The 11494-nt window shown below is 59.3% G+C and carries 13 protein-coding genes and 2 tRNA genes; 10 read left to right on the top strand and 5 right to left on the bottom strand.

What is annotated here, in order from left to right; genetic code table 11:
- Positions 1-206: 206 nt before the first annotated feature.
- The 4 genes from HMPREF2894_RS02745 to HMPREF2894_RS02730 all read left to right on the top strand — a co-directional run bounded on the left by HMPREF2894_RS02745 (position 207) and on the right by HMPREF2894_RS02730 (position 2268).
- Positions 207-629 (top strand): hypothetical protein, encoded by a 423-nt coding sequence (locus HMPREF2894_RS02745; RefSeq protein WP_049346174.1) that lies wholly within the window; start codon positions 207-209, stop codon positions 627-629.
- A 235-nt stretch (positions 630-864) separates the two neighbouring features.
- A complete protein-coding gene (locus tag HMPREF2894_RS02740) occupies positions 865-1338 on the top strand; it encodes a hypothetical protein (RefSeq protein WP_070665893.1) in 474 nt (157 codons plus the stop codon).
- Positions 1339-1475: 137 nt separating this feature from the next.
- Complete coding sequence (locus HMPREF2894_RS02735; RefSeq protein WP_049353199.1) at positions 1476-1757, top strand: hypothetical protein; 282 nt, start codon at positions 1476-1478, stop codon at positions 1755-1757.
- 67 nt (positions 1758-1824) lie between these two features.
- Entirely contained in the window at positions 1825-2268 is a 444-nt protein-coding gene (locus HMPREF2894_RS02730) for a hypothetical protein (protein ID WP_049353200.1), read from the top strand.
- Positions 2269-2371: 103 nt separating this feature from the next.
- Here HMPREF2894_RS02730 and HMPREF2894_RS02725 read toward each other — a convergent pair.
- Positions 2372-2459: transfer RNA gene (locus tag HMPREF2894_RS02725), tRNA-Ser, on the bottom strand.
- 125 nt (positions 2460-2584) lie between these two features.
- Between HMPREF2894_RS02725 and HMPREF2894_RS02720 the strand changes: the two genes are divergently transcribed.
- The 3 genes from HMPREF2894_RS02720 (at position 2585) to HMPREF2894_RS02710 (ending at position 5478) form a co-directional block, all read left to right on the top strand.
- Positions 2585-3595 (top strand): NAD(P)H-quinone oxidoreductase, encoded by a 1011-nt coding sequence (locus HMPREF2894_RS02720; RefSeq protein WP_049346164.1) that lies wholly within the window; start codon positions 2585-2587, stop codon positions 3593-3595.
- A gap of 248 nt (positions 3596-3843) precedes the next feature.
- The gene (locus tag HMPREF2894_RS02715; protein WP_049346162.1) at positions 3844-4383 is read left to right on the top strand and encodes a hypothetical protein; all 540 of its coding nucleotides are present in this window, start codon (positions 3844-3846) and stop codon (positions 4381-4383) included.
- A gap of 219 nt (positions 4384-4602) precedes the next feature.
- A complete protein-coding gene (locus HMPREF2894_RS02710; protein ID WP_044150069.1) occupies positions 4603-5478 on the top strand; it encodes an HpcH/HpaI aldolase/citrate lyase family protein in 876 nt (291 codons plus the stop codon).
- 126 nt (positions 5479-5604) lie between these two features.
- On the opposite strand, the gene HMPREF2894_RS02705 is transcribed toward HMPREF2894_RS02710, so the two are convergent.
- Positions 5605-5871: a hypothetical protein gene (locus tag HMPREF2894_RS02705; RefSeq protein WP_005504446.1), complete on the bottom strand. Its 267-nt coding sequence runs from the start codon at positions 5869-5871 to the stop codon at positions 5605-5607.
- 105 nt (positions 5872-5976) lie between these two features.
- Positions 5977-6051: transfer RNA gene (locus HMPREF2894_RS02700), tRNA-Thr, on the bottom strand.
- Positions 6052-6371: 320 nt separating this feature from the next.
- Between HMPREF2894_RS02700 and HMPREF2894_RS02695 the strand changes: the two genes are divergently transcribed.
- Complete coding sequence (locus HMPREF2894_RS02695) at positions 6372-7136, top strand: DsbA family protein (protein WP_049349922.1); 765 nt, start codon at positions 6372-6374, stop codon at positions 7134-7136.
- Positions 7136-7924 carry a spermidine synthase gene (locus HMPREF2894_RS02690; RefSeq protein WP_049349923.1) on the top strand — a complete coding sequence of 263 codons (789 nt, stop codon included), beginning with the start codon at positions 7136-7138 and terminating at the stop codon, positions 7922-7924. The genes HMPREF2894_RS02695 and HMPREF2894_RS02690 overlap by 1 nt, the downstream gene beginning before the upstream one ends.
- 102 nt (positions 7925-8026) lie before the next feature.
- On the opposite strand, the gene HMPREF2894_RS02685 is transcribed toward HMPREF2894_RS02690, so the two are convergent.
- Both HMPREF2894_RS02685 and HMPREF2894_RS02680 read right to left on the bottom strand, forming a co-directional pair.
- Positions 8027-9001: an EamA family transporter gene (locus tag HMPREF2894_RS02685; RefSeq protein WP_049349924.1), complete on the bottom strand. Its 975-nt coding sequence runs from the start codon at positions 8999-9001 to the stop codon at positions 8027-8029.
- Between the two features lie 184 nt (positions 9002-9185).
- Positions 9186-10247, bottom strand: a complete 1062-nt coding sequence (locus HMPREF2894_RS02680) for an EamA family transporter (protein ID WP_012902817.1) — start codon at positions 10245-10247, stop codon at positions 9186-9188.
- 271 nt (positions 10248-10518) lie between these two features.
- On the opposite strand from HMPREF2894_RS02680, the gene HMPREF2894_RS02675 reads away from it, so the two are divergent.
- Positions 10519-11400, top strand: a complete 882-nt coding sequence (locus HMPREF2894_RS02675) for a hypothetical protein (RefSeq protein ID WP_012902818.1) — start codon at positions 10519-10521, stop codon at positions 11398-11400.
- Positions 11401-11494: the final 94 nt, after the last annotated feature.

Genomic DNA, 11494 nt, shown 5'->3' with positions numbered 1-11494 from the left:
TAGCGGGTCGTATTCTCAGCTGGGCGGGTGTAATTTTTGCCCTTCCCTTCGCCATCATCGTCGCATTGTTCTTGATTGTCCTGACCGGCGGAATATAACTATGTCGACTCCACAGGGAGCCTGCGTGTCCTCTTGTTCTAGTGGATTAGGGGAGGGGCTAGGGGGTAATACTTCTCTAATGTTGAATGTGAAAGGTTGTGGATGCGATGTCGCAGCTACCCCAAAACAACGAAGCTTTCGATAACAACTCCGAATACAACATGCTCAACCAGACAAATGGCAGTTGGCAACCCTACGCTGGTGTTTTAGGCAACCAGCTACTACCCGGAAAAAAGGTTTCACCTGGCTTCTCGAAGCGGCGGGATGGGCAGAACGCGGCAAGTCTTTCATTGTTTTTCGGCGCCCTCAGCCTACTGTGTATCCCGCTATTGACCTGGGTCTGGGCACCAGATTTCACCGTTATCTCACTGATACTGGGCATCTTGGGTATCTGGCAGGGGCGAGTGGCTAAACGGCACGGTGTGCCTGCCCTAGCGGGTCGTATTCTCAGCTGGGCGGGTGTAGGTATTGTCCTTGCGCTCTATCTTTTTGTCATCTTGTTTCTGATAAGCCTCAGTCAATCTTTATAAAAGCACCAATAAGGTGGTGGGTCTGAAGATACTCTCGTTTTGTTGGGTATGACCGGTCAGAATGCATGCTGGTGAGCATGAGAAAGCCCTGTTCCTCACGTTGAGGTGCGGGGCTTTGTTGTGTGTATGCCGTATGTTTCCTGGAATGGGCTCGACATGCTTGTTTCCCCGGTGGGGAGGGTCTAGGGTGAAGTTAACGCCCCTTGCGTGTGGAACGTGAAAGGTCGTGGATGCGATGTCGCAGCTACCCCAAAACAATGAAGCCTTCGATTACAACCCCGAATACGCCAAGACCCACCGGGGGAACGACAGCGTGCAGTCTGGTACGGACGACCAGCCGCTACCCGCGAGTGAGTTCTCTTCGAGCGTGTGGAAGATGGGCCCTGGCGAAAAAGCCGCAAACCTCTCCCTGATTTTCGGTGTCTTCGGTATGCTTATTCTCGCCCTAGCGTTTTGGTGGGTTTCCCATGGCTTTGGTATCGGCATGCCAATAATCATTGCTGCGCCATTACTGAGCCTCTTGGGTCTCTGGCAAGCACGAGTGGCAAGACAGCACGGTGAGGACGCCAACGTGGGTCTGTTTCTCAGCGGGATAGGAATGGTCATTGTCATCGCCATCGTCGGCTTCATCATAATGATTGGGTTTGCTCTGTACGGCTTCAATGATGCAGGCCCGTCGACGAGCCTGAGCGCTCTCTCACTTCGATAGACACGTAACACCCGGTATTGAAAGGTTATGATGCAACGATGCAGGATCCAATCCTAGGCCCGTATTCCGACCCAGCAGCTGGTCTGCGCTCGAAACCTCATCGCCACAAACAGGGTGCTGATATTGAAGAGCCCCCTATGATGCAGAGCGGTGGGAAAACAGCGACTAATCTAGGGGAACGAGCCTCCCAACTTTCACTCACTTTCGGTGTGCTCAGCCTCATCAACATCATGGTGTCGGGTCCGTGGTTTTTCGGTATCCCCACCATCATCTTAAGTGTCCTTGGTCTACATAAAGCTAAGGAAGCGGATAGTTACGGCGTAGTTTCTCTTGCGGGTCGAATCCTGAGCTGGATAGCTATCGCCAAGCTTGTCCTCGTGTACGTACTGATTGTGTGGGCGTGGTTCAACGGCGAATAGGTTTTTGCGAAGCACCAGGCTGAGGTATTCAACTAACGCGTGTAGATCCTGAAAGGTTGTGGATGCGATGTCGCAGCTACCCCAAAATAACGAAGATTTTGATAACAACCCTGAAGACGCCAAGCTCTACCAAGCGGATGACAGCCAACAGCCGGAGACTGACGGCACGGACGACTGGGAGCAACCTGCGAGCGAGCAACCTCCCGCTGTGCAAGGAACACAAGACGGTAAAAGGGCTGCGAACTTCTCCCTGCTTTTCGGCTTCCTCAGCCCGCTGTCTTTCGTTCTAGGGTTTTGGTTGCTTGTCCAGGGTCTTGGAGAAAGTGGTCTGCAGGTAGCTCTCGCCGCGCCGGTGCTGAACATCCTGGGTATCTGGCAGGGGTGGGTAGCGCAGAGGCACGGTGTACCTGCCCTAGCGGGTCGTATTCTCAACTGGCTGGGGCTATGCTTTTTCATCGGTATCGCCGCCCTCTTCATGTATATTGCGAATGCCTTGTCACAAATCAACTGACGACGCCCTCCGGTAACTCAAAACGGCGTATGCAAAGAGCCCCGCTCCTCAATACGAGGAACGGGGCTCTTTGCGCTCCACACGTGGAGCAGAAGCTAAAACGCGGATGGTAAGGGATTTGAACCCTTGAGACGGGGTTACCGCCTACTGGTTTTCAAGACCAGCTCCTTCGGCCGCTCGGACAACCATCCATACGCACCAGAGACCGGCATTTTATGGCAATACCGTGCCGCAGGGCACTACGAGATTATCTCATGCGATAAGCTTTCTGTAAATCGCGCACCAACGATGGTGCTTCCGGCAATGAGGAGGACTCATGAGAGCAATTATTGAGAACAGTCACGGTGGACCTGAGGCCCTGACAATCAGCGAAGTCCCCGCCCCCGTACCCCGATCCCACGAAGTTCTCATTCGTGTTCACGCCGCCGGAATCAACCGCGCCGACGCCCTGCAGCGCCGCGGATTCTACCCGCCGCCCGCCGGAGCGAGCGCCATCTACGGCCTCGAAGTAGCCGGTGTCATCGAAGCCGTCGGTGAAGGCGTCTCCGTAGAGAACCGCGGCACCCCCGTCATGGCGCTCCTCGCTGGAGGCGGCTACGCCGACTACGTGACCGTACCGGTCGACCACGTGCTACCCGTACCCGAACAGCTGAGTTTTGCCGAAGCCGCCGGTATTCCCGAAGTCGCGGCAACCGTCTACTCGAACCTGGTTCTCACCTGTGGTATGAGCATGAACCCCGCCGAAAACCTCAAGGAAGACGGTGAACCCGCGGTGGTGCTCGTGCACGGTGGTACCGGCGGTATCGGTGTGCACGCTATTCAGCTGGCGCTCGCCGTAGGTACCCGCGTGTTTGCAACCGTGGGAACCGAGGAAAAAGCAGAATATGTGCGCTTACTAGGTGCGGAACCCATTATTTATACAGAACATTCGTTCCGTGAAGTTCTGCTGGCTGAAACTGGCGGACGCGGCGCTGACTACATCCTCGACGTCGTGGGCGGAAAGTACCTGGACGACAATCTGCACACCCTCGCCGACGGCGGGCACCTGTGCATTATCGGTCTGATGGGCGGCGCCAAAGCAGAAGTGAACCTGGGGTATATGCTCTCCCGCCGCCTGTCGGTGCACGCTACGAGCCTGCGTACCCGTTCGGATCATCAGAAGGCTGAGATTCTGCGAGGTGTACGCGAACACGTGCTGCCGCTGATTGAATCCGGCAGGATTGGCGTGGGTCTGGACCGTATCTTCGACATGGAGGAGGCGGCTGCCGCCCACGAATACTTCGACTCCGGTCAGCATCGCGGCAAGATTGTGCTGCGCATGGTCTAGAAATCGCTGCGCCCCTGCGGTGCTATTTTAGGCCGGTGCCATTTTAGACTGGCGCTGCGGGGAGCGTCGCGTGAGCGGCGTGAAGAAAATCTGGGTTTGAAATAAACAGTTGACTGCTGACATCTCGTCACTAAAGGAGATTTAGGGTAACCTAAGTATAGGGAGGTTTGCGGGTCGCCGCAGAGCCCATCACCGGCAGCCTCCACCGACCAACCAACACGGCACACACACCACGCAGAGGAGGACATATGGGACTTAAAAGCTACCTGCAATCGCGCCGCGACGACGCCGAACTCGGCAAAGGCATCTGGCGCCGATCCCACGACCGGTTCATTCGCGGTATCGACCGCTTCCACCAGGTCCTCGAACGCTTGGCGGCAACCGATTCGTCCACCTCCATGATTGAGCTCATCGTGCCGGACGCAAACGAGCTCGCCGACCTCATCCCGCGCGTGCGTGCAGTCGCTATGGAAGCGCACCGCCTCGCCCCCAGCGACGGCGATATTCCCGCCTCCCCATTCGGCACCTACTCCGACCTGAACCGCGCCCTCTCCAAAGCGGGTAACGCCGTGGCACTCTGCGCCGAAGCGCTCGCCATGGCACGCTGCTTCGGCAACTGTGCCACCGGATGCGACCGCCAGGTGAGCGTGCACCGTCGCGTGGAAACCGTCATCCAGCACATTGAGGATGCCGAACGTCTGATTCAGCGCGCCCAGAAGGAAGCCGCCGGCGAGCTGATCTTCGACGACGGAATCCCCGTGGGCCGCACCCAACTGGTTGAGGCATAACACAGGGGCATAAATCGCGGTCAATAGGCGAGCTAGTTTGATGTGCACCTCAACAGGCGATACGCTTAAAGAAGAGGTGTAGGACACTTCTTATGCGGTTCCGTCACAATGGAGGTGACGACACAATGCGATGGTACGCGCGGAAGAACCGCAGGCTTTTTCCTGCCCCTCTACGGCACAACCCAATGCATATACAATTCACGGAAGAAGTCACACACCATGTTTGAATTCCACCGCAATGAGCGTGCGCGTCAGCTGCGCCCCAGCCTCTCACGCTCCTGGCTCCTCGTGCGCGCCAACTCCTCCGAAGAAGTCTTTGAAGAGGCCTTCGAATCCGAGGCCGACTCCATCATTATCGACCTCGAAGACGGCTGCCCCGCCGAAGAGAAGGACGCCGCTCGCGAACAGGTCGTCCGTATGCTCAACTCCGGCGTCGTCGCATGGGTGCGAATCAACGCCATCACCACCGAACACTGGTGGAAGGACGTCAAGGCCCTCAAGAACGTGAAGGGCCTGCGAGGCGTCATGCTCGCTACCGCAGAGCACGCCACCGACATTGACCGCACCGCAGCCGAGCTGCCCCCCGGAACCCCCATCATCGCGCTGATCGAGTCCGCACTCGGCGTGCACCACTCCATCGAAATTGCGCGCGCAATCGGCACTTTCCGCCTCGCATTCGGCGCAGGCGACTACCGCCGCGACACCGGCTCCTCCGCAACCCCCATGGCGCTCGCCTACGTGCGTTCGCAACTGGTGATTGCCTCCACCCTGGGCGGTCTGCCCGGCCCCATCGACGGCCCGACCCTCGGCGCATACGGCGCTGACCTCTCCAAGGCATGCGGCTACGCGAACGACCACGGCATGACCGGTAAGATCACCCTCGACATTCGCCAGGCTGAGACCATCAACGCGGCATTCTCCCCGAGCGAGCTCGAAATCGAAGAAGCACACCAGATGCTCGACGTGCCCCTCGACGGCCCCCGCGACGGCTCCTACCTGCCGCGCTACCTGCGTGCAAAGAAGGTCAAGGAACTCGCCAAGGTCTACGGCCTGTGGGGCAAGACCGACAGCGACTTCCAGCGCGCATCCAAGTAAGGCGCTGGTCTAAAGTACACACGTAAAAAGCCGCGCATCCGACCCCCGAGCGGGGAACCGGATGCGCGGCTTTTGTCTGCCTGAAACCTCACGAGGCTACAGCCTGGCGGGCTGCTGGTCGGCGGTCTAGTTGCGGGGCGATTTGCCGCCCGTCAGCGCATGAGCGCACACGTACGAAGTCACCAAGGAAATCACAATCGGCACCAGGAACGAGGTGTCATCCTCATACACGGAACGGTAGAAGAACCACACCGCCAGGGAAACCACCAGCGCCAGCACGTACACCAGAGCAAAACGCATCGTGGGGCTCATCGGGCGTGCAGAGCCCGCAGCGGCGCGACCTGCCTGCGCACGGCCACTCTGGCGCTTAGCGGATGCGGATCGAGAAGACATGAGAATCTCCTAAAGTTCGACGGTGACATCTTCGAGAAAACGACAACTCTCAGATGCTAAAAACCGCCGCAACACACCGGAAACCGGCACGCGTTACGGCGGATGTGGAGCCCCCAGTGGGATTCGAACCCACGACCTTTTCTTTACGAGGGAAATGCTCTACCCCTGAGCTATAGAGGCGCATATGCTGCCGTTCTCAACTGCCCGAAAGCAACCGGTGAACAGTGCATACCCCGCAATAGTACCAAAAAGGCGGGGGAGAGGCTAATTACTTTCAACACCGGCCCCGCAGCTGGGAGCAGGCGACAGGGCGGCTATGGTGTGCACTGCATTCACCCCGCAAACCCGCCCGAAGATAGGGAAAGTTCAGGGCAGAGGCATACAATAAACCCTATACCCACGGCGGCTGACAGCACCTCAGAGTGCACATCAACCACAGATTAATCAACCACAGATGTAGCAAACAGGCCAGCCCGCCACCCGTAGAGAGAGGAACCACCATGACTTCACCCCTCAACCGCCGCACCCTGCTACTGGGCGTAGTGCCCGCCGCCGCCCTGGGGCTGAGCGCATGCGGTTCCAGCTCCTCCCAGCCTTCCGCATCGGCGTCTGCGAGCGGTTCGGCGAGCGCATCTGCAAGCACCGCCGCTACCTCGGCAAGTGCATCCGCGAGCGCTTCGGCATCCGCTGACCCTTCGGGTACTGCTTCGGCAACCGCCGATGACGGCTACGTCGGTTACCGCCTCAACCGCGAAGTACCCGGTGCAGGCACCGCAACCCTGTACACCGACTACCAGTGCCCCTACTGCGCCAAGGCAGAACCCAAGTTCGAAGAAGCCGCCAAGAAGCTTGACGGCATCATGAACGTGACTGTGCGCCACATGCCGCTGAACATGCACGCCAACGCCGTACCCGCCGCGCTCGCCGTAGAAGCCGCAACAGCTCAGGGTAAGCACGTCGAAATGGCGAACAAGCTCTTCAACACCCAGAACGACTGGAAGAACATCAAAGAACGCGATAAGCTGCGCACCCTCTTCAATGACTACGCCAAGGAACTGGGCCTGAACGTCGAAGAATTCGACAAGGTCCTACTCGCCTCCGACACCGTCAAGCCCATCCAGCGCGACTACGAGCACGCCGTCAAGATTGGTGTGAAGGGCACCCCCACCTTCGCCGTGAACGACAAGGTCGTTGAGGGCCTGGATTCGTCCTCCTCGGTGGATGACCTGGTCAGCACCTTCAAGCGTGAAGCTGGCGTGAAGTAGTGGCGCACATTCAGCTCTCCGGTGGTCAGCGCGCCGAAATTCACCCCGACGGGTTCAGCGACCACGGCCACGTCCTCGAAATCGGTGGTGCCGAGCAGTCCCACGTGGACGTGCAGAACCCCGACTACGTGTTCTACGAGTACCTGCGCCGCATCGCAAACGCTGTGGATGCGCTCGCACCCGCCGGCGAACCCATCACCGCCGCGCACCTGGGCGCCGGTGCGCTCACCCTTGTGCGTTACATTCAGGCGACCCGCCCCGGCTCCCGCCAGGTTGCCGTGGATATTGAGCCCGAGCTCATGGGCTTCGTGACGGACCGCCTGCCGCTACCCGCAGGCACCGACTGCCAGCTTGTGGTGGGGGATGCCCGCGAGCAGCTGGCGAACCTGCCCGAACTGCTGGGCGTGCCCGGTTTTGATGCGATCATTCTCGACATCTTCACCGGCATGGACGCACCCGCCCACCTGGCGAACCGCGACTTCTACCGCGAACTCAAGGACGCCCTGAGCGAGCGCGGCATGGTCGCCATCAACGTGGGCGACGACGCGGGTCTGCCCTTCTTCCAGCTGCAGGCAACCGCCATGCTGGAAGTCTTTGACCACGTGTGGTGCCTGTGCGAGAGCTCCATGCTCAGCGGGCAGAACGAAGGCAACCTCGTGCTGGTTGGCACCGCCCGCGAGCTGGACGAGGACACCCAGGACCGGCTGTACGCGATGGGTCCGCATCCGGCGGAAGTGCTCACCACCGATGAGCTCCGCGACCTGCTGGACGAGCTGGCCGAGAGCTAAAACTGAAACATAAAACCGTTGAGGCGGGTATCAACCAGGTACCCGCCTCAACGGTTTTGTATATGGGTTTTCTCTATGCCGCGCGCCGGCAGAATCTTGGTTTTATTCGGGTAGCGGCACGGGAACGGGGTCCTCACCGTCATCCTTCTGTTTGGGGGAATCGCCCTTCGTGGTGGTGAGCGTAATACCCACACTCGCCGTCATCAGCAGACAGATTGCCACCCAACGAATCGGGCCGGTCTCCTGATCCAGCAACGCCCAACCGGCAATCGCCGCAATCGCCGGTTCCATGCTCATCAGCACACTAAACACCTGCTGCGGCAGGTTACGCAGAGCCATCAGCTCCGCGCTATAGGGAATCACCGAAGCGAACATGGCGGTACCAAAAATCATGAGGAGCAGCATCGGATCCTGCGCCGCGTTCCAAATCGGCTGAGGCGCCGGAACAACCGCCGCCACCGGGGCAATAAACGTAGCACCAACAAGCATCGCCACCGCCAGGCCGCTCGCACCCGGAACCAGGGCACCCACCTTCGCGCTAGAGCGAATGTACAGCGCCCAGAACACGCCAGCAATCAGCGCGAACGTCAGACCCAGGTAGTCGGTATCCTTGCCGACCGCCGCCTCGTAGCCGAGCACCAGCATGCCCGCCAGGGCGCAGAGCACCCACACCGCGTCGCGGAGCCTGCGCGTCAGCATGGACGCCAACGCCAGCGGGCCCAAGAACTCCACCGCAACCGCCAAACCAATCGGGATGCGGTCAATCGCGCAATAGAAGAAGCCGTTCATCAGACCGAAAGTCATACCGAAAATGATGACGGCACGCCACTGCTCCTTCGACCAAGACAGCGCCCCCGGCGGCATCGTGCCCCTGCGACGGGTACGCCAACGCGCCGCCAACCACACGGCGCTACCCACCACCATGGAAGCAATCGCCAGACGGCTGACACTAATAGCCAGAGCACCAAACAGCGGGAAGAGCGTCACCGCGAACGCGGCACCGAACTGCAGCGATGAGCAGGACATCAGCACAAACATAATGCCCAGTGCGGGGCGTTGAGATGAAGTATGCGGCATGATTCTCCTTCCTGCGCCTCACAAGGCGGTACTTCTCCACGTGTGCATGCTGTGCCGCTACGGGGCAGAACGAACGCTCCAATAGCGCCGTTTAAAGAGCGCCCCCCCGGGCAACACGAGATACTATCCTACTCGTTACCCGGGGGGGGGCTAGAAGCCGTTGACACGGCTACAGTTCAGTAGATTAGAGGCCCTTCGCCTCACGGTCAGCCTTAATCTGTTCAGCCGACGGAATCGTAATAGAGTTAGTCGCCATCTGCGCAATATCCACCGCGTGCGCATCCACCGCACCCGGCAGGTAATGGTCCGCATCCTCCAGCGTGCCGTCCTCCTGCGCCTTCTTCTGCGCACGAGCGTGAGAAATCGAAATACCGATACTCGCCGCCACCAGCAGAGCAATAGCAACCCAACGAACCAGGCCGGTAGCCTCACCAAGCATCACAATACCCACAGCCGCCGCAATCGCAGGCTCCAGGGACAGCACCACGCTATAAATGTGCGCGGGCAGCAGACGCAGCGAAGAAACCTCACCCAGCGCCGGCAGGGCAGAAGCCAGCAGACCCATCAGGCAGCCAATAGCCAGCAGGTGCACATCCTGGGTGACCTTCAACAGGTTATTGCCGCTTATCAGGAACGGGAACGGCAGAACCAGCAGGGTAGAGACAACGTTACCCACGACCATGCCGCCCATACCCGGAATCAGAGCGCCAACCTTCTCAGTCGCCAGAATATAGGCGGCACGAGAAATAGCGGTCAGGATTGCGAAAACCACACCCATCAACGCGAAATCTTCAGGCTTCGCCTGGGACTCAGCAGTCAGAATCGCCATGCCCGTAAATGACAGAGCAATCCACACCAGGTCCAGCTTACGGCGCGACATAACCGTCGCCAGCACCAGCGGACCCATAAACTCAATAGCCACCGCAATTGCTAGCGGAACCTGCTCAATAGCCACATAGAAGAAGGCATTCGCACCGGTCAGGGCGACACCGAGGACAATGACCGCCATCCACTGCTGACGGGTCCACGAACGAATCTGCGGGCGGAAGAACACCCACAGCAGGATAGAAGATGTCAGCAGGCGCAGAGCGACCACGCCCCAGGGGCCCAAATCGCCCATGAGCTGCTTGGCAAGAGCCGCACCGAACTGCGCCGAAATAATCGCGCCGGTCGCGTACGCAACACCCAGCCCCTGAGTCGCCAGGGGAGAACGCGCAGCATTGGGCGTATGGGTGGAAGAAGTCATAGTATTCCTTAGGATTCAGAAGAGGTATTAGCCGCTATCTGTCATCAGGCGCAACCCGAATCTCCGTGAAGCAGGTCACGCACTATGCAAACAATGAATAGTGTGTAATCTACGACAATTTTACGCGCTTTAAAATTGGGCGCAAATAAAGACCAAAACACCCTAACAAGCGATCAAAAACCTCCACGCCCTCGGTGAAATTTCACCCCCCAAACCCCACCACAGGCCCCATATTCAGGAAAAATTCACCAAGCCGTGATTTACTGAGAGCATGCTTGACCCGAAGAAGTCTCTATTCGATGAAGACGGCAACCCCCGTCCCGCACTGACCACCACCCTCGACAACGTACTGCGCATGCAACGACCGCTCGCGCTGTCCATCGTCAAAAAACTGCGTGAAGCACACCCCGACGAAACCCCCGAACAAATCCACAAGCGCCTCGACCGCACCTACCTGCGTGACATCACCGCCATCGGCGGCGTCACCGGCGCATCCGCATTCGTGCCCGGCGTCGGCACCGTCACCTCCATGAGCCTGTCCGCGCTCGCAGTCGGCGGCTACCTCGAACGCACCGCACTCTACGCCCAGGCAGTCGCAGAACTGCACGGCGTGCACGTACACGACCCCGAAACCGCCCGCTCCATGGTCATGGCAATCATGCTCGGCGAAGAAGGCTCCCAGCTCATGAACACCGTGCTGCTGCAGACCGGCAAGGCAGGCGGTGTCTCCAACAAGTGGGGCATGCTGCTCGGCAACTCCTCCAGCGGCAAGATGTTCAGCGTCGAACGTACCATCCGAAACATGTTCATCCGCCGCTTCCTCACCCGCCAGACCGGTGCACTGCTCGGCCGTGCCCTGCCCTTCGGCGTGGGCGCAGTCGTTGGCGGTGGCGCGAACCTGACCCTCGGCAAGGACGTCGTGCGCAACACCCGCCGAGCCTTCGGCGACGCGCCCGCCTACTTCCCCGCAGAGCTCATGATTACCCCGCGTGCACCGCGCGTACAGGGCGGCGAAGGTTCGGACGGCTCCTCCGGCGTGGCTGGCTCCCTGCTCAAGGGCGTCAAGGACGCAGGTAAGGCTGTAGGCAAGGTCTTCACCCGCGACAAGGGCAACGACACCGAAACCGGCCACCGCCGCATGCTCGGCCGCTAAAATCCTCGCCAGCTAACAGAACATAGCAAAGACCCAACACACTAAAGACCCCGGCTCCCTAAACTGAACTGCCTCCCGTTTCTTGGACAACAAA

It is taken from the genome of Rothia sp. HMSC066G02 (genome assembly GCF_001813145.1).
Lineage (GTDB): Bacteria > Actinomycetota > Actinomycetes > Actinomycetales > Micrococcaceae > Rothia.
This window is presented reverse-complemented; position numbering and strand designations above follow the sequence as displayed.